Annotated in this window: 15 protein-coding genes; 10 read left to right on the top strand and 5 right to left on the bottom strand. The window is 68.5% G+C overall.

Annotation, left to right across the window (positions count from 1 at the left end; all coding sequences use genetic code 11):
- The first annotated feature begins 8 nt into the window (after positions 1-8).
- The 4 genes from FVE25_RS20930 to FVE25_RS20915 are packed head-to-tail and all read left to right on the top strand — an operon-like array spanning position 9 to position 4676.
- Positions 9-1145 (top strand): YcaO-like family protein, encoded by a 1137-nt coding sequence (locus tag FVE25_RS20930; RefSeq protein ID WP_157248694.1) that lies wholly within the window; start codon positions 9-11, stop codon positions 1143-1145.
- On the top strand, positions 1145-2440 hold the full coding sequence (locus tag FVE25_RS20925) for a TfuA-like protein (RefSeq protein ID WP_157248693.1): 1296 nt from the start codon (positions 1145-1147) through the stop codon (positions 2438-2440). Before FVE25_RS20930 ends, FVE25_RS20925 begins: the two co-directional genes overlap by 1 nt.
- The gene (locus FVE25_RS20920) at positions 2437-3633 is read left to right on the top strand and encodes a cytochrome P450 family protein (protein ID WP_157248692.1); all 1197 of its coding nucleotides are present in this window, start codon (positions 2437-2439) and stop codon (positions 3631-3633) included. Before FVE25_RS20925 ends, FVE25_RS20920 begins: the two co-directional genes overlap by 4 nt.
- Positions 3630-4676 carry a methyltransferase gene (locus tag FVE25_RS20915; RefSeq protein ID WP_157248691.1) on the top strand — a complete coding sequence of 349 codons (1047 nt, stop codon included), beginning with the start codon at positions 3630-3632 and terminating at the stop codon, positions 4674-4676. The genes FVE25_RS20920 and FVE25_RS20915 overlap by 4 nt, the downstream gene beginning before the upstream one ends.
- Here the strand turns inward: FVE25_RS20915 and FVE25_RS20910 are convergent.
- From FVE25_RS20910 to FVE25_RS20895, 4 genes are all read right to left on the bottom strand, one after another.
- Positions 4597-5919 (bottom strand): NAD(P)/FAD-dependent oxidoreductase, encoded by a 1323-nt coding sequence (locus FVE25_RS20910; RefSeq protein ID WP_157248690.1) that lies wholly within the window; start codon positions 5917-5919, stop codon positions 4597-4599. The two genes, FVE25_RS20915 and FVE25_RS20910, sit on opposite strands and share 80 nt — an antisense overlap.
- Before the next feature lie 13 nt (positions 5920-5932).
- Positions 5933-6211, bottom strand: coding sequence for a PqqD family protein (locus FVE25_RS20905; RefSeq protein ID WP_157248689.1), 279 nt, complete (start codon positions 6209-6211; stop codon positions 5933-5935).
- Between the two features lie 12 nt (positions 6212-6223).
- Positions 6224-7684 (bottom strand): StsB family radical SAM/SPASM domain sactipeptide maturase, encoded by a 1461-nt coding sequence (gene stsB / locus FVE25_RS20900; RefSeq protein WP_157248688.1) that lies wholly within the window; start codon positions 7682-7684, stop codon positions 6224-6226.
- A 64-nt stretch (positions 7685-7748) separates the two neighbouring features.
- Positions 7749-8015: a StsA-related sactipeptide RiPP gene (locus FVE25_RS20895; RefSeq protein ID WP_157248687.1), complete on the bottom strand. Its 267-nt coding sequence runs from the start codon at positions 8013-8015 to the stop codon at positions 7749-7751.
- Between the two features lie 155 nt (positions 8016-8170).
- Between FVE25_RS20895 and FVE25_RS20890 the strand changes: the two genes are divergently transcribed.
- The 6 genes from FVE25_RS20890 (at position 8171) to FVE25_RS20865 (ending at position 15253) form a co-directional block, all read left to right on the top strand.
- Complete coding sequence (locus FVE25_RS20890; protein ID WP_157248686.1) at positions 8171-8371, top strand: aroma-sacti cluster domain-containing protein; 201 nt, start codon at positions 8171-8173, stop codon at positions 8369-8371.
- Positions 8368-11298, top strand: a complete 2931-nt coding sequence (locus FVE25_RS20885) for an AAA family ATPase (RefSeq protein ID WP_157248685.1) — start codon at positions 8368-8370, stop codon at positions 11296-11298. The genes FVE25_RS20890 and FVE25_RS20885 overlap by 4 nt, the downstream gene beginning before the upstream one ends.
- Positions 11289-12155 (top strand): S8 family serine peptidase, encoded by an 867-nt coding sequence (locus tag FVE25_RS20880; protein WP_219825587.1) that lies wholly within the window; start codon positions 11289-11291, stop codon positions 12153-12155. Before FVE25_RS20885 ends, FVE25_RS20880 begins: the two co-directional genes overlap by 10 nt.
- Positions 12145-12741: a GAF domain-containing protein gene (locus FVE25_RS20875; protein ID WP_157248683.1), complete on the top strand. Its 597-nt coding sequence runs from the start codon at positions 12145-12147 to the stop codon at positions 12739-12741. The genes FVE25_RS20880 and FVE25_RS20875 overlap by 11 nt, the downstream gene beginning before the upstream one ends.
- A gap of 506 nt (positions 12742-13247) precedes the next feature.
- Positions 13248-13598 carry an effector-associated constant component EACC1 gene (locus FVE25_RS20870; protein WP_157248682.1) on the top strand — a complete coding sequence of 117 codons (351 nt, stop codon included), beginning with the start codon at positions 13248-13250 and terminating at the stop codon, positions 13596-13598.
- Positions 13595-15253: a caspase, EACC1-associated type gene (locus tag FVE25_RS20865; protein ID WP_157248681.1), complete on the top strand. Its 1659-nt coding sequence runs from the start codon at positions 13595-13597 to the stop codon at positions 15251-15253. The genes FVE25_RS20870 and FVE25_RS20865 overlap by 4 nt, the downstream gene beginning before the upstream one ends.
- Positions 15254-15927: 674 nt before the next feature.
- On the opposite strand, the gene FVE25_RS20860 is transcribed toward FVE25_RS20865, so the two are convergent.
- Positions 15928-16479 (bottom strand): hypothetical protein, encoded by a 552-nt coding sequence (locus FVE25_RS20860; protein WP_157248680.1) that lies wholly within the window; start codon positions 16477-16479, stop codon positions 15928-15930.
- Positions 16480-16839: the final 360 nt, after the last annotated feature.

The following is a 16839-nucleotide window of genomic DNA, read 5'->3' as shown; positions in this document are numbered from 1 at the left end:
CAGGAACCATGCTGACGTGGATGCTCTCCGGCTCCGACCGGACCAAACTGCGGCTGCCCGGCACCGACCGGGCCCACGACCCCGCCGCCACCCTGGAGATGGCCAATCGGGCGGCGGCCACGGCCGGGATCACCAGGGTGGCGGACATCACCTGGCTCGACACCATCGGCATTCCGACCTACCAGGCGATCCGCCCGGCCTCCCTGACCGTCGCCGTCTCCCAGGGCAAGGGGCTGACCCCCGACCTGGCGAAGTTGTCGGCGATGATGGAGGCCATCGAGGTGTGGCACGCCGAGCAGCCGATGACGCCGGTCACCGTCGCCGCCCCCCGGGACGTGGCCGACCAGCTCGTCTACGACCTCCGGGAGCTCCCGCTCTCCTCCCCCACCGTCCTGCACGACGGGCTCCCGCTGGACTGGCAGCCCGCCCGGTCGCTGCTCGACGGCACCCCCACGCTGGTCCCGCAGGAGGCGGTCGGATTCTCGCTCGCGCGCAGGTCCGGCTGGAACGCGCCAGCGTTCTTCGCCTCCACGAACGGCCTGGCCAGCGGGAACACCATGGCGGAGGCGATCCTGCACGCGCTGTACGAGGTGATCGAGCGGGACGCCGTCACCCTGGCCGTGACCGGTGGCGACCGCGGCACCCCGGTCGACCCCGCGAGCGCGGACTCAGCCGCCGTCGCCGAGCTGTGCGAGACGCTGGCCCGCGCCGGAGTGTCGCTGGAGGTCAGGTCCGTGCCATCGGCCACCGAGCTGCCGTGCTTCATCGCCACGATCACCTGCGCCGACTATCCGCCGCCGTTCGCCGGCTACGGCTGCCACCTCAGCTCCGAGATCGCCCTGACCCGCGCCATCACGGAGGCCGCGCAGGCCCGCGTGGCCTACATCTCGGGCGCCCGCGACGACCTCCACCAGGACGTCCACGCCGGCCGCCCGCAACAGCGCCGTCCCGCGGCCCCCGGCGCGGCCATCCAGCCGCAGCGGGCCCACGAAAGCCTGGCCGAGGACCTGGAGGACGTGGTCAAACGCGCCACGGTCGCGTTCGCGCACCCGCCGCTCGTCGCCGACCTGTCCCGCCCCGGCCTCGGCGTCCCCGTCGTCCGCGTCCTGGCGCCCGGCAGCCGGGTCAGCCCGGAGGTGTTCTAGTGAGCTGCGCCACCACCGTCGTCTACACGGGCCCGACGCTCGCCCCCGGCGACGTCCTCGGCGTCCTGCCCGAGGCGCAGGTGCGCCCGCCCGTCTCCCGCGGCGACCTGATGCGCGAGGACTGGACGCGCGGCGACACCGCCGTCCTCATCGACGGCTACTACCGCGAACGCCTGTCCGTCGGCCACAAGGAGATCCTCTGGCTGCTCAACGAAGGTGTGACCGTCATCGGCGCGGCCAGCATGGGCGCGCTGCGCGCCGCCGAGCTCAGCCCGTACGGCATGCGCGGCGTCGGCTCGGTCTACGACATGTACGCCACGGGCCGGATCGACGGCGACGACGAGGTCGCGGTGCTGCACGGGCCCGCCGAGTCGGGCTATCGGTCCGGGACGATCGCGATGGTCAATCTCCGGTACGGCTGCGCCGAGGGAGCACGCGCCGGCCTCATCCCCCCAGACAGCGGTGACCGGATCGTCGCCGCGGCCAAGGACCGGCCGTTCGTCACCCGGACCTGGCCGGACCTGGAGGCGTCGCTGGCGGAGGCCGACCACGAGAGCCTGCGCACGCTGCGGCGGATGATCGGGACCGGCGAGTGGGACCTGAAGCGGCGGGACGCGGTCGCGGCGCTCGAGGCCGTCGGCGACCGGCCTGCCGGGCAGGGGCGGACGTGGGCCGCCGCGCTGACCGGCATCACCCACCACGAGCTGCTGAAGGCGCAGCGGGAGTACGCGCCGGGCCGGTGGATGTCCGATCTGGACGTGCTGAACGCGGCACGGCTGTTCGACCCCGGCTACCCGCTGCTGCACGAGTGGGTGCTGACCGGGATGCTGACCGGCTTCGCCGGGGAACAGGGCCTGACCCTGGAGGAGCATGCCCGCGCCAGGCTCGGCGTGGGCGACGCCGTACCGGATGGGCCCGCGGCGTGGCTCACGGAGCGGGAGCGGGCGGCGCTGCCGGTCGGGGAGCAGGTGCGGCTGGTCATGGTGCGCGTGTGGCCGGTCTGGCAGTCGGCCGACTGGCGGCCGGTCGTGCTGGAGGAGATCAGGGAGTCCGGCGGGTGGCAGGAGTGGGCCGACGTCGTGGCTCGGGCGGACGAGGCCACGGAGCGGGCCCGGGGGCGGCTGGCCGTACCTGCTCCTGAGGTGTGCGGGCGGATCTTCCTGCGGCACTGGCACGAGCAGGGGACGGCGGCGGAGATCGAGATGGCGCGGCGCGGGTTCACGGGGCTGGACGTGCTGGGACGTGCGGTGCGGCGGTTCTTCGCGCTGGACGTCGAGAACGCGCGGCGCCGGTGACCACGCTGGAGCGTCTGGTCGACCCGGCGGATCCCTATCCGGGCCTCCGTCGGCTGCGTGAGCGGGCGCCCGTCTATCGGCACGTGAGCCGGACGACCGGCCGCTCGTACTGGTACCTGACGACATATGACGATGTGCAGAGGGTGCTGCTCGATCCCGGCCTCGGGCGGGAGCTCGACCGGCTGCCCGCCGAGCTCGCCGCGGCGCACCGGAGGGGGGAGCACGATCCGCTGGCGATGCTCCGGCGCAACGTGTTCAACCTCGATCCGCCCGACCACACCAGGCTGCGCCGGCTGCTGGCGCCGGCCTTCGGCGCGCGTACGGTCGCCGCGCTGGACCTGCGCATCCGCGAGGTCGCCGGCGAACTGGCCGACGGGCTCACCGGCGACGTCGACCTGATCGAGGCGCTGGCGCTGCCGCTGCCGATCCTGGTCGTCGCCGAGCTGCTGGGACTGCCCGCCGCGGACCGCCCCCGGCTGCGGCGGTGGAGCGACGTCATGCTGCGCAGCGGGGATCCGGTCCTGGTGCGCGCCGCCGGGATGGAGTTCGCCGCCTACGTCGAGGAGCGGATCGCCGAGCGACGCGCCAGCCCCGGCGACGACCTGCTGTCCCGTCTCGTCCGGGCGGAGCCGAGCGGCGCGATCGACCGCGACGAGCTGGTGTCGAGCGTCTTCCAGCTGCTGATGGCCGGCGACGAGACCACGGTCAACCTGATCGGCAACGGGGTGCTGGAGCTCCTGCGCCATCCCGGTCAGCTCGCGCGGCTGCGTGCCCGGCCGCAGCTCATCGACACCGCGATCGAGGAGATGGTGCGCTTCAACGGTCCCGTCGGGCATTCCCGGATGGTGTACGCCATGTCCGAGGTGACCATCGGCGCGACGACCATTCCCCAAGGGGACGTCGTCGTCCCGGTCCTGCTCGCGGCCAACCGCGACCCGGCCGCCTTCCCCCGCCCGGACGACTTCGACATCGGCCGCACCCCGAACCGGCACCTCGGCTTCGGGCACGGCCTGCACTTCTGCCTCGGCGCCGCGCTGGCCCGGTCACAGGCCAGGGCGGCCATCGGGACCCTGGTGCACCGCTTCCCCGAGATGTCGCTGGCCATCGACCCCGCCGACCTGGAATGGACGCCGGAGCTGTTCCTGCACGGCGTGCGCCGCCTGCCGCTCACGTTGAAAGGCACACGTTCATGACCGACGCGTACGCGTTGCTGTCCCGCATGGCCTTCGGCCACACCACCGCGCAGATCGTGTACGCGGCGGTCCGTCTCGGGGTGCCCGACCTGCTGGCCGAGGGCCCGATGCCGGCCGCGGAGCTCGCCGACGCCACCGGGGCCGATCCGGAGACGCTGGGACGGCTGCTGCGGGCGCTGGTGGCCCTGCGCGTCCTGGACGAGCCGGAGCCGGGACGGCTGGCGCTGACCCCGGTGGGGCGGCCGTTATGCGCCGGCCATCCCCGGTCGATGCGAGCGGCCGTGCTGCTGCTCGGGGACCCGGCGACCTGGCGGGCGTGGGGTGCGCTGACGTACGGCGTGCGCACCGGTGAGACGGCCTTCGACCACGTGCACGGGCTGCCGCTGTTCGACTACCTCGGCCGCCATCCCGAGCTGTCGGCGATCTTCAACGACGCGATGCGGGAGGGAACCTCGGTGCTGGCCGCCGAGGTGCCCAAGGTCTGCGACCTCAGCGGGGCACGGCAGGTCGTCGACATCGGCGGCGGCGCCGGCGCGTTGCTGGCGGCCGTGGTGGCGGCCGTGCCGCAGGCGCGCGGGATCCTGTTCGACACGGCAGAAGGCGGCGCGGGCGCGCCGGAGGCGTTGCGGCGGGCCGGAGTGGACGGCCGGTGCTCGGTGGTGGCCGGCGACTTCTTCGCCTCGGTGCCCGAAGGCGACCTCATGCTGCTGAAGGGCATCCTGCACGACTGGGACGACGAACGATGCGTCACCCTGCTGCGCAACTGCCGCGCGTCCATCGCCCCCGGCGGGCGCCTCCTGGTGCTGGAGCCGATCCTGCCGGAGGCCGCGGCCGTCATGAGCGACATCGCCATGCTCGTCTACACCGGCGGCCGGGAGCGCAGCCGGGAGGAGTACCGGGAGCTGCTGGCCGCCGGCGGGTTCGAGCTGACCGGGGTCACGGCGCCGCTGGGCGGGTCGGGCATCAGGGTTCTCCTGGCCGATCCCGGGCCGACCACCACGCGGACAGATGGGGGTACTGGGCGACCGCCTGCTCGGTGGTGAGCGGCGGGACCTCCTGTTTCAGCGCGGCCCCGCGCCGGGGTCCGGCGGGGATCAGGGTGTGCCGGGCGAAGAACTCGGCCGCGAGGTCCCGGCTGCTCAGCAACGCCCGGCCCAGGCGGGTGCGGATCTCGCGCTCGAACGGGCTCAGCCGTACCTGCTGATCGGTGCGTTCGACCGCCATGTGCCAGGAGTCGTCCGCTTCGGCGGCCAGCGCGGCCTGCAGTCCTTCGGTGGCGGTGCCCCGGCTGGTCAGCTCGTGGTCCAGTTTGAGCACGGTCATCGCGGCGACCGACATGCCGTGCGAGTACATGGGGTTCACCGCCACGGCCGCGTCGCCGATGACGGCGAACCCGGCGGGCAGGCGGGCGCGCTCGAAGAAGCGCCGCCTGTTCGCGGTGTCGCGGTAGGGCCGGATGCCGCCGAGCGGGGTGGCCGCCGCCATGAGGTCGGCGATGAGCGGATCGCGCAGCGAGCGGGCGAAGTCCATGAAGCCCCGCTCGTCCGTGGGCGGTTCGCCCCCGCGGGTACCGGTCAGGGTGACGATCCACCGGCCGTCCTCGATGGGAAACAGCGTGCCCCCGCAGGCCGGCTGCCCCTTCGGATGGATCATGATCGCCGGGACGGCGGCCAGGTGAGCGGGCGGCCGGTAGATCCGGGTGGCGTAGGTCAGGCCGGAGGCGGCGACCTCCTCCTCGATCGGGCCGGCGCCGAGCTCCGCCAGCCACCGCGGCGCCTTCGAACGCCGGCCGGAGGCGTCGAGGACGACCTCGGCCTCGACGCTCTCCACCGCGCCGTCGCCGCGCCGGACCACGACCCCGCGCACCGCGCCGGCGTCTCCGACGAGCCCCAGCGCCCGACTGCCTTCCCGCACCGGTACGGCGACGCGTCGCCGTACCATCTCATCCAGCAGAGCCCTGCTGCAGGAGAGCAGGTAGGCGTCGGTGTCCAGGCGGCGGAACCAGCCCTCGGCGGTGAGGATGAGCGCGTCGCCGGGCAGCCCGTGCCGGTGGGCGCCGCGGGCCAGGAGCTCGTCCACGACCCCGGGCAGCAACGCGTCCAACGCCCTGGCGCCGCTGGTCACGAGTACGTGATTGTGGTGCGACTGCGGGAGACCCCGCCGGGGGACGGCACCCGGCGGGTAGTGGTCGCGTTCGATGACGACGACCTCGTCGGCGTGCTTGGCGAGCACGTGCGCGGCCAGCACGCCGGCGAATCCGCCGCCCAGGACGACCGCCCTGGTCATGGAGCCGCGCACCTCATGGCAGGTGCTCCTCGATCAGGCCGCGCTCGATCATGGAGCCGAGGAACTCCGTCACGTCCAACTGGATGAGCCGGCCGATCGCGGCGCTGTTCCCGGCGAACTCGTCCGACAGCTTGGCGACGATCGGATCCCGCTCGCCGTCGCTGGCGACGAGCATCCAGATCTTGGAGCCCGTGTCGTTCAGGGTGTGGAAGTCCCCGGTCTCGGTGTGGTACAGCGATATGCCCTCTCCGGTTTCCTGCCAGATGACCGCGTCGCTGATGGTGAGCGGCACGCTCCACCTCCTCTATACCGGCGTGATGGGAAGCAGCTCGCGGACGCTGATCGCGTCCGGCGAGGGTGGCACGTAGGTCTTCCAGTCCTCGTAGACCGGGTGCACGCCACCGCCGGCGACCAGGCGGGGCGTCGTCATCTCGGTGTGGTCCGCGGCGAGTTCCTCGGAGGTGATCCCGTTCTCCAGCCAGAGCTGCGTGGCGATGCCGTGCCGCAGGATCCTGCACTGGTGGCGGCTGTTGCGCCGCGGGTCCCCGGATTCCGACATGTGCGTCGCCCGGCAGCCGCCGCCGCAGAACGGCTTGATGTAGCACTTGGCGCAGTCGGCGTGGTAGTCGCCGCCGTACACCGAGCTGGTACGCATCTCGCGCAGCACCGGGTTGCCGAAGATCTCCGCCAGCGGCTTCTGGCGCACGTTGCCCGCGAGCTGCTCGCGGCCCGTGATGAGCTTGCACGGGTAGACGTCGCCCAGCGAGTTGATGTAGATCTCGTTGCCGCCCATGCCGCAGTTGGCCCGGATGGAGCACGGTGTCAGCGGCTTGGGCCCGTCCAGCCGCAGGCAGCCGGTGGCCGGGGAGGTCCAGGCGGTGTACTGGATCTTGAGGTGGTCCTCCCAGCCGAAGTCGTAGTCGTCGTCCACGCCCCGGCCCAGCTTGTTGTGGTACATCAGCCGGACGCTGTGCACGTCCAGGCCGTCGGCGAAGTTCGCGAAGGACACCAGTTCGTCGACGTTGTCCGACGTGACGATGTGGTTGATCTTCGGCACCACGCCGGCCTCGTTGAGCAGGCGCAGCGCGTGGTGGGTCCTGTCGAACGAGCCCGCGCCCCTGGTGCGATCGTGGGCCTCCGCCGTACCTCCGTCGACGCTGACCGTGACCGAGTTGAACAGCTCGGCGAAGCGGTCGGCCTGCTCGCGGGACCTGATCATCGTGGCGTTGGTGATGATGTTGGACTTCAGGCCGCTCCGGTTGGCGTGTTCCACGATCTGGAACAGGTCCTTCCTGAGCATCGGCTCGCCGCCGGTGAAGATCAGGAGGTTGGCCCCCATCTCGGCGACCTGCGTGACCAGGCGGAGCGACTCCTCGGTGTTCAGCTCGCCGGGCAGGCATTTCTCGGAAGAGGCGTAGCAGTAGGGGCAGCGCAAATTGCAGCCGTCGGTGATGGCGTAGTACACCTGGTTGAGCGACGGCTCGGCGAATTCGCGTCTCGGGCGGTTGCCGTTGTAATAGACGATCCAGTTCAGGATGAGTTTGGCGAGGGTGCGCTCGGCCTCGGCGGATTCATCGGGCGGCGTCGGCTCACCATTCACCCGGAATCGCGCCAGGGACTCCAGAACACCGAACTCGCGGGCATCCAGGAGACACCGGCCACCTATTTGCGGATTGACCACCAAGTATTTCGTGCCGTGTACGAAATAGGTCAGGTCCGCGGGCACCTCGAACAACGCTCGGTTTCCGGCCAGTTTCCCGGGCACCGTTCACCTCCACGCTTTCAGCGGTGAACGCGGACCTGGGCCCGCGTCCACCAGCCGGTTGGGACTATTCCGCCTGTCCGGACCCGGACCAGATGCTGCACATGCACTTCGCGTCAGCGTCGAGGCCGTGCGCCTCCACCGCGGGCCGGCTCCACTCGCTGTCGGAGCAGTGGGCCAGCACCTCCGGCAGCGACGGAATACGGTGCTTGAGCGAGACGAGCAGATTCACTTCCTCCTGGTTCAACGTGGAGAACGCCGCCTCCACATCCGGGGACATGGAGCTCTTCAGCACTCCGGCTTCGCGCAGGGCTTGCCGCGGGTCGAAGGACATGCCTTCACCTCTCTATCCGATGGGCTGCGTTGCAGGTCGAGTATGTGTCGCTGATAAGCGGGTGACACAACCACACGAATGTGGGTGCCCGGTTCCCTTGCGATCGGTAAGGCGCCGATTCAGGCTGGATTTCGCATGAGCGAAAGGAGGGGTTGATGAACGGGACCGGATCGGGTGTGTTCGACGCGCTGGCCGTACTGCGAGAGGCGGGGCATCCCATCGACCTGCTCGACGAACGGCACCGGCGGGTGTTCTCCGAACTGACGGAGGACGAGGTCGCGCTGCTGAACTCCATCAAGAAGCGCCTGGACGACGTCGCCGGCGACGTCGAGGCACAGGAGCTCAAGCTCGTATGAACCGGCCCGTCCGCCGCAATGTCGTGATCCTCTTCATCGACATCGTCGGGTCGACGGAACTGGCCGAGCGGCTCGACCCCGAGCTGCTGCTGCGGATCCTCGAGCGCTACTACGACGTGTGCCGGTCAGAGATCTTCGCCCGCGGCGGGGTCGTGGAGAAGTACATCGGGGACGCCATCATGGCGGTGTTCGGCGTCCCCGCCGGCAGAGAGGACGACGCGCTGCGGGCGGCGAGCGCCGCCTGCGCGGCGATGACCGCCATCCACCGGCTGAGCGAGGCCGGCGTCCGCCTGGACGCCCACTGCGGCATCGCCTTCGGCCAGGTGATGGTCGTCGACAGGGCCGGCGAGGACGTGCGGGTGATAGGCGACGCGGTCAACACCGCCAGCCGGCTGCAGTCCGCCGCCGGAGCCGGCGAGATCCTGCTCGGCGACGACGTCGCCCGGCTGATCCGCGGGCGGGCGGTCCTGGGCGAGGTCCCGCCGCTCACGCTCAAGGGCAAGCGGGACCCGGTCCGGGCCTGGCGCCTGATCGGCATGGAGCACGGTGAGCCGGAGACCGACACGATCCCTCTCGTCGGCCGGGCCGAGGAGTTGCGCCGGCTGACCCGGCTGCACCAACAGGTCGTGGCCGAGCGGCGCTGCGGCATGGCGACGCTGCTCGGCGTGCCGGGCATCGGCAAATCCCGGCTGGTCAGGGAGTTCCTGGCCGGCCTGCCCGGCGAGGTGACGGTGCTGACCGGCCGGTGCCCGTCCTACGGGCTCGGCGCGACCTACCGGCCCATCGCGGAGATCCTCGACTCCCTTGACGGCTGGGCCGACGTCGCCGGGCCGACGTTGCGCGACCTCTCGTCCGGTGTCTCGGAGATCGCGCTGGCCGTCCGGTCACTGTTCGAGACGCTCGCCCGGCGGCGACCGCTGGTCGTGATCTTCGAGGACCTGCAGTGGGCCGAGCCGACCCTGCTCGACCTCATCGAGGACTGCGCGAAATGGCTGCCGGACGTGCCGGTGCTGATCCTCTGCCTCGCCCGCCCCGAACTCTGCGACAGCCGTCCCTCCTGGAGCGGGACCATCGTGGAACTGGGCCCGCTCGGACCGCCGGACATGGCGCGGCTGGTCGGCGAGCTGTGCGCGGGCCGCGCCGAGGTCGTCGCCCACGACGACAGCCTCCACCGCCGAGTCATCCACGGCTCCGACGGCAACCCGCTGTTCGCCGAACTCATGCTGGAAACCCTCGCCGAGGGCGCCGACTCGCTGCCGCCCACCATCCAGGCGCTGCTCGGGGCCCGGCTCGACCGGCTCGCCGGGCCGGAGCGCGACACCCTCGAACGGGCGGCGACCATCGGCCAGACCTTCACCGCCGACCAGGTCGACACGCTCTACGACGCCGAACCCCGGCCCACCGCCACGACACTCAAACGACTCCAGCACGGCCGCCTGATCCGCCGCGGCGCCCGGCCGGACGCCTACGAGTTCACCCAGACGCTCACGCGGGAGACCGTCTACGCCCTGACCAGCAAGGAACTGCGCGCCGACTGGCACCACAGGCTCGCCTCCACGGCGGGCTCCGCGCTGGGGGACGTCAGCAGGCACCTGGTGGCCGCCTGCCGGCTCACCATGGAGGTGCGCCCGGGCGACCCGATCCTCCACGCCCTGACCGACCGGGCCGCCGCCTCGCTGATCCGGGACGGCAGCCAGGCGTTGCACCGCAAAGACCTGCCCGCCGCGATCGCGCTGCTGGAGCAGGGCAGGGAGATGCTGCCGCCCGGCCGGGCCGAACACCGGTCGCTGGCCGTACGCATCAGCGACGCCGAACTGGCCCGCGGCGAGGCCACCAGGGCGCAGGCCGCGCTGGCCAGAGCGGAAGAACTCCTGCCCGGCGACCGCCGCAACCAGCTCACCTGCGCCATCCAGCGAAGGATCCTGTCGCGGACCGGAACCCCGGAGGAACTGGCCTCCTTCCGCGCACGGCTGACCTTCCGCAAACGGCTGACCTTCCGCGAACAGGTGGCCTTCCGCGAACAGGTGGCCTTCCGCGAACAGGTGGCCGACGACCTGAGCTGGTGCCGCTTCCACCAGTTGGAGGCGCTGATCCACACCGAAGCCGGCCGTTTCGCCCCCGCCGACCGCGCGCTCCGCTCCGGTCTGGCCCGAGCCAGGGTCATGGACGACCGCTACGAGGAGGACCGCCTGCTCGGCGGCCTGTGCGAGCTGGTCCAGTGGTCGTTGACGCCGGTCGAGGAGGGCCTCGCGCTCTGCGCCGACCTGCTGGCCAGGTTCGCCGGCGACCGCGCGCTGCTGGTGCCGGTCCTCGTCACCAGAGCCCGCCTGCTCGGCCTGGCCGGCGACCTCCCCGCCGCCCACGCCGCCCTCGACACCGCCGACGCCTACGCCCGTGAGCTCCACCTGGACCTGCCCGCGATCGCCGCCATCCAGGTCAGAGGACTGATCGAGGCCATGGCCGGCCGGCACGAGCAGGCCAGAAGCCTGTTCACGCGCGCCGCGGCCGCCCTGCGCGGCGCCGGGTACGACACGCCCGCCGTAACGCTGGAGATCTACGCCGCGCGCGAGGCTCTCCGCCAGGGAGAGGTACGGCAGGCCGCCACCGACCTGGCCCGCGCCACGGCCCGGCCGCGGCTCCAGCTCAGAGGCGAACTGGCCGCCATCACGACCGGCGCCGCGATCGCCTCGCGCGGCGGCGAACACGCGCAGGCGCTGCGCGCCGCCACCCGGGCGATCACGCTGCTCGACTCGACCGACGACCCCTGCCTGCGCGGGGACATCCTCTTCGAGGTCGCGCAGATCCGCCGAGCCGCCGGCGCCGACCCCACGGAGTCGGCCCGGCGCGCACAGGAGGCGTACCTGAGCAAGGGCGCGAGCCTGCCGGCGCGGAAGGTAGGCGACTGGATAGGAGACACATGTCCATGACACCCCCCTGGCGCAGGCCCAGAGGCGCGCACTTCCCCGGGGTGCCCGCCTGGGGGCTGGCCACCGCCCGCCAAGCACCGGAACGCTTCCAGGTCAGCCCCCTGGAGCCGGTGACCAAACAGTGGGCCTGGGGCGGAGCGGACGGCACCGGCGTGCGCGTCTGCGTCGTGGACACCGGCGTGGACGGCGACCACGAGCGCATCGGCGGCCTCGAACGCTCACTGGAAGTAGTCGCCGGCGACGACGGCGAACTCGTCGTGACCGACTGCCCCCCGACCGACCCCGCCGGCCACGGCACCGCCTGCGCCAGCGTGATCCGGTCGGTCTCCCCCGGCGTGTCGCTGACCTCGCTGCGCGTGCTCACCGACGGAAAGTCCGGCACCGGCGACGCGCTCATCCACGGATTGCGCTGGGCCGTCGAGGAGGGCTTCGACCTGGTCAACCTGAGCCTGTCGACGACGAGATCGAGCCTGCGGGAGTCCCTGCACGAACTGGCCGACCGCGCCTACTTCCGCCGCTGCCTGCTGATCGCCGCCGCGCACAACATGCCCATCCTCAGCTTCCCCTGGACGTTCTCCTCCGTCGTCTCCGTCGCCAGCCACGACCAGGCCGACCCCATGACCTACTTCTACAACCCGGCGCCTCCGGCGGAATTCCACGCACGAGGCGTCAAAGTCCCCGTCGCCTGGCCGGGCGGCAAGGAGATCCGCAGCACCGGCAACAGCTTCGCCGCCCCCCACATCACCGGCATCTGCGCACTCATCCTGAGCAAACACCCGTGGCTCACGCCGTTCCAGCTCAAAACCGTCCTCTACCTGGCCGCCGACAACACCGGAGAAGAGCCCCATGTCTCCTGACGACCTCGCCACCACCGAACGCCGGCTGCTGCAGTCCATCGTCGAGGTGGCCCGCCACATGTTCGGCGCCGCGGCCTCCTCCATCTTCCTCGTCGACCCGGACACCGGCGACCTGACCTTCGAAGCCGTCTCAGGCGCCGGCGAAGAGAACCTGATCGGCAGCCGCTTCCCCGCCGGCACCGGGATCGCGGGCTGGGTGGCGGTCAGCGGCCAGCCGATGGTCGCCGACGACCTGACCAGCGCGACACAGTTCGCCCGCGACGCCGCGGAATCCACCGGCTACGTCCCGGGCACCATCATGGCCGCGCCGCTCATCAGGTTCGAGGAATGCGTCGGCGTGCTGGAAGTATTGGACCGGGCCGAATCCCGCAGCGACCTGGACGACATGGAACTCCTCGCCCTCTTCGCCACCCAGGCCGCCTGCGCCCTGGAACTCCTGCTCAAGGTACGGCACAGCCACCAGGAACCGGCGGACTGCGGCGCACTGATCCGCCGAATCGGCGAAAAGCTGACGGGCCGGCCCGGGCCGGCGGAGGTGACAGCGATCCGCCTGCTGACCATCGCCGACGACCTACTCTCCCACTGACCTCTTGCACGACGTTTGAGATCGAAATCACCACAAAGATCATTCTGTCGGCGCTCTAGGCTCTTTCCGCGAACACGATTGGTGGTACCGGACCCAGCCGATGTCGATCCTGTGATCTCAGTGGACACGAAGGGCCCTGGGGCGGCGCCAGTGAGGGCGTTGGCGATCTTGAGGTCGTCGCCGAGGCAGATGGCGGCATCGCCGAATCTGATGTGGTCGTTTGGACACGAGCTTGACCGGTGTTCGGTTGCACTACCTCTGCCATGATCTTCACGTGGGTGCCCATCAGGGCGCCGATCAAGCCATCCGCCGAAGCACCCGGCCTCAAGGTAGACAAGGCGTGATGTCTCGAATCCCTTGACCAGGCACACGTAAGAGCCTCTGCTAGAAATCAGGCCACAGGACAAGGGCGCACTTGGTGCCCGATTTGACAGTATTTGCACGCGATGTGACGTGCGGCGGTAGCATCCGCAAGGCGGGTACATCTGAGATTGGCAGGAGTAACGATGGTCAGAACAGTCAACCTTCGCATGAGTGGAGATTTTGCCGAGCAGGAGCTTCGCTCTCTCCATGACTGGCTGATGAAGGACCTCGATTCCCTTGACTATATGGAAGTACGCTTGCGGTCGAAAGACCCCGAGCCTGGCGAGATGGGCGATACCCTCGATCTCATTGCTCTGGTGGTGACCAGCGCCTTGCAGTGGCCGGCGTTCGTCGCGTCTCTGTCGCAGTGGCGCGGTACGCGGCGTCATCGCCCGCAGGTCACCATTGAGCATGGGGGGACAACTGTCGTGGTGTCTGAGGCAGAGTCGGAATTCGTAGTTCAGATTCTTAAGGCGTTGGAGGATCACGGATGACGCTACCCGATCCATTAACGTCACGTGCTGTTCTGATCGGCATCAGCGAGTACACTCATCTGAGCCCTCTCCCCGCCGTGGCGAATAACCTTCAAATGCTGGCCAGCCTACTTCAGCGACCTGACCTATGGGGCCTGCCGGCAGCGCATTGCACAGTGGTACATAACCCAACCTCGATAGATGCGATGATGGATCCGCTGTGGCAGGCCCGCGAGGAGGCTAGGGACACGCTCCTCGTGTACTTTGCGGGTCACGGGTTGATGCATTCCGTGGAAAGCGATCTCTATCTCACGCTCGTCGACTCTTATAGGGATCGCATGTACAGCGCCGTAGCATACGACACTGTGCGAAATGAGATCCGGGCAAGCTTTGCCCGGCGCAAAATTGTGATCCTCGATTGCTGCTACAGCGGACTCGCACTCGGCCTACTAGGGCCGGAGGATGCGGCTGAGCGAGTCGCAAACGGCGCCCGCATCAATGGCACCTACCTTATGACAGCGACGGCCGAGAACAAGACGGCTACCGGCGGCCTAGATACATACACAGCTTTTACCGGTGAACTCATCCACCTCATTAAAGAGGGAATACCAGAACAGCCTGAGCTTCTAGAGCTGGATACGATATTTCATCACGCGCGCGCGTCACTACGCGATAAAGGACTTCCCATCCCGCAGAAGCGTGAATCAAACCTCGCAGCTCACATTACCCTAGTGCGCAACCGTGCACACAAGAGTCAGAAGCAGGTCACGCTCAAAGAGTCCTATGGCCCAATTGAGGGTATCCGAGTAGGTGCCATATTCAACAATCGTCGAGCCTTGCACGACGCGGGCGTACATCGCCCTCTTCAGGCCGGCATCTGTGGTACTGCTGAACGGGGCGGCGCAGAGTCCATCGTCGTTTCGGGAGGCTACAAGGATGACGAAGACCACGGGGACGTGATTATTTACACGGGCCACGGCGGACGGGACCCCAACACCGGAGTCCAGATCAAGGATCAATCGTCGGAAGATTCAGGCAATGCCGCCCTTATTATGAGCATGATGACCGGACTGCCTGTTCGCGTAATTCGTGGCTCTGGCGGCAACAAGCGGTTCTCTCCGCCTGCCGGCTATAGCTACGACGGTCTCTTCACGGTTGCCGATTACTGGACGAAGCGCAGCGTCAATGGCCCTAACGTGCTCCAATTCCGACTCGAACAAATTGAGGGCAGCCCTCCCGAGAAGGCCACCGCTCATCGCCTAAGTCGCAAGCTTCCCCCGGGCCGTCGGGAAGAGATTGCCCCCGGCATTTACGCCGATAGATTGCTTGCCGCAAAGATCAAGCAGATTTACGATTACGCTTGTCAAGTGTGCAGCGTCGTGCTTGAGGTACCAGGTGGACTTCGGTTTTCCACGACCGTACACATTCGCGGGCTAGAGCAGCCTCACCTGGGACCCGACAATGAGGCCAACATGCTATGCCTCTGTCCTAACCATCGAGACCTGTTCAAGTATGGGGCGATTACCATAGAAGATGATTTTCGTGTCATCGATCAGACCGATGGCGAGCCTATTGGTAAGCTCACACTAAAACACGATATCGACCGTGATCATCTTCGATATCATCGTCAACACCACACTCTCGGTCACCGGCGACTCACAGACAGCCTGGACTAGGAGACCACCCAGCTTCGCCATACGCCGTCACGCCAGAGTGTCTGTGGGGTCAGAGTTTGGGTTTTTCGCGGTAGCCGCCCAGGCGCTTTCCTGCGAGACAGCGCCCAAGCCTGCACCACGCCTGATCCATTTCCTTAAACTCCCGACAGGACTAAGTTCGGAAGCTCTGAAACGACAAGATCCCATCAACTACAGCCCAGCCGCCTTAAGAACGGCCCGAGGTGGACCTCATTACCGCCTACTCGAACACCACATCGCAGGTGGCAGAGCTACGCCACATGATCCAATCTTAGCTGCGGCAGTTGCCAGAGAGCTTCAATTGCTTGCAGAGGAGGATCTCGTACCGGACGACCGGCCTAACACCGGGTTCGGCAGGTCTCCATTCTGGGAGGATCTGTTCCCTGCCGAAGGTCGAGCACGCCACCTTCGGTTGGGGCCGCCATCATGAGCTGCGGCGCTGCCAAGACCTCCCCGTCAAGCGACGGTACGGCCCGCGTCCCGCCGGGCCGGGACAAGCCGGTTGTACTTAGCCCAGGGCACCCGCCACATGTGGACCCGGCCGGACATCCGTCGCATCGACGCCGGCGACCTGACGCTCGACACTTTTGACAGTGTCAGGACATAGCTCCCATCTGATCGTTTCGAGACGAGGGGAGGCTATGGAAGACCTGGGCCTAGCGTCCCAGCCCGCCCTGTCCCGCTGATTCAGAGGTCACCAGCACCTCATCAGAGCCCTCATCAATCTCCGACGACTGCGAGGATTGCACGAAGCGCACGCCTTCTGCTTCAGCGAACTCGTGCAAGATCCCCACCACGTACTCACCCAACCGTCCTTCCTTCGCTCGCAGAGCCTCAAGAACCAGGTGATCAGCTTCGTCGAGTCGGCGCATGCCAGATGCGAAAAGCAGTGCGGAGCCAACAAGAACTGTGGCCCCAGCGACCGCCGAGAGCATGATCGCGACACTGACCGCCAACCCTACGAGCGGAGCAGCGACACCGATTCGGAACTCGGCTTCTGCACGAGCTCGATCCACCGCATCGTGAACCTCTGTCTCCTCGCCAAGCAATCTCGCAGGCATAAGCGACATCTCGCGGTGGATGATCCTCACCATTGCATTCAAATCACCCAGGGCCGCTTCTCCGACCGGCAGAGCATCCTGACGGTTCCCACCGCGCGGATGAGTGAGATAGAGCCATCTGCGCCCCCAAAGGGCTCGGGCCAGCATGGCAAAGACCGTCGCCCATCGGGCGTCACGGCCAACGCCGGGAAGTGTAGAGAGCCGGGACCACACCCTCACCCCTCGGCCGTTGAACTCATACCGATCCACTTGGACTATCCCGTGATCAACGAGGAGATTGCGGAGTGAGCTGGTGGAGCGGGGCCTTGCATAGTGGAGCGGCAGCGGCACGACATAGGCGAACCACATGGACCGCGATAGAGACAGTAGGCCCAGGATGTAGCTGAGAAAACTCGCTGCGATGCTGACCCCAGGAAGTCCTACGGCACCCGCAAGCACATAAACGTCTGCCAGGATTCCACTGGCTTGAGCTTGCGGGGGCAGGTCTCTTGCCCAGACAAGCCAGAC

Origin of the sequence: Nonomuraea typhae, assembly GCF_009760925.1 — a bacterium.
Lineage (GTDB): Bacteria > Actinomycetota > Actinomycetes > Streptosporangiales > Streptosporangiaceae > Nonomuraea > Nonomuraea typhae.
Note: the sequence above shows the minus strand (reverse complement) of the source record. Positions and strands in the feature narration are given on the sequence as shown.

Excerpts from the sequence above, each read along its gene's own strand:
- FVE25_RS20865 (WP_157248681.1), top strand. The coding sequence starts at position 13,595 with ATGACGCTACCCGATCCATTAACGTCACGTGCTGTTCTGATCGGCATC.
- FVE25_RS20885 (WP_157248685.1), top strand. The coding sequence starts at position 8,368 with ATGAACCGGCCCGTCCGCCGCAATGTCGTGATCCTCTTCATCGACATC.
- FVE25_RS20895 (WP_157248687.1), bottom strand. The coding sequence starts at position 8,015 with ATGTCCTTCGACCCGCGGCAAGCCCTGCGCGAAGCCGGAGTGCTGAAG.
- FVE25_RS20860 (WP_157248680.1), bottom strand. The coding sequence starts at position 16,479 with ATGCTGGCCCGAGCCCTTTGGGGGCGCAGATGGCTCTATCTCACTCAT.
- FVE25_RS20890 (WP_157248686.1), top strand. The coding sequence starts at position 8,171 with ATGAACGGGACCGGATCGGGTGTGTTCGACGCGCTGGCCGTACTGCGA.
- FVE25_RS20870 (WP_157248682.1), top strand. The coding sequence starts at position 13,248 with ATGGTCAGAACAGTCAACCTTCGCATGAGTGGAGATTTTGCCGAGCAG.
- FVE25_RS20875 (WP_157248683.1), top strand. The coding sequence starts at position 12,145 with ATGTCTCCTGACGACCTCGCCACCACCGAACGCCGGCTGCTGCAGTCC.
- FVE25_RS20930 (WP_157248694.1), top strand. The coding sequence starts at position 9 with ATGCTGACGTGGATGCTCTCCGGCTCCGACCGGACCAAACTGCGGCTG.
- FVE25_RS20880 (WP_219825587.1), top strand. The coding sequence starts at position 11,289 with ATGTCCATGACACCCCCCTGGCGCAGGCCCAGAGGCGCGCACTTCCCC.
- FVE25_RS20915 (WP_157248691.1), top strand. The coding sequence starts at position 3,630 with ATGACCGACGCGTACGCGTTGCTGTCCCGCATGGCCTTCGGCCACACC.
- FVE25_RS20910 (WP_157248690.1), bottom strand. The coding sequence starts at position 5,919 with ATGACCAGGGCGGTCGTCCTGGGCGGCGGATTCGCCGGCGTGCTGGCC.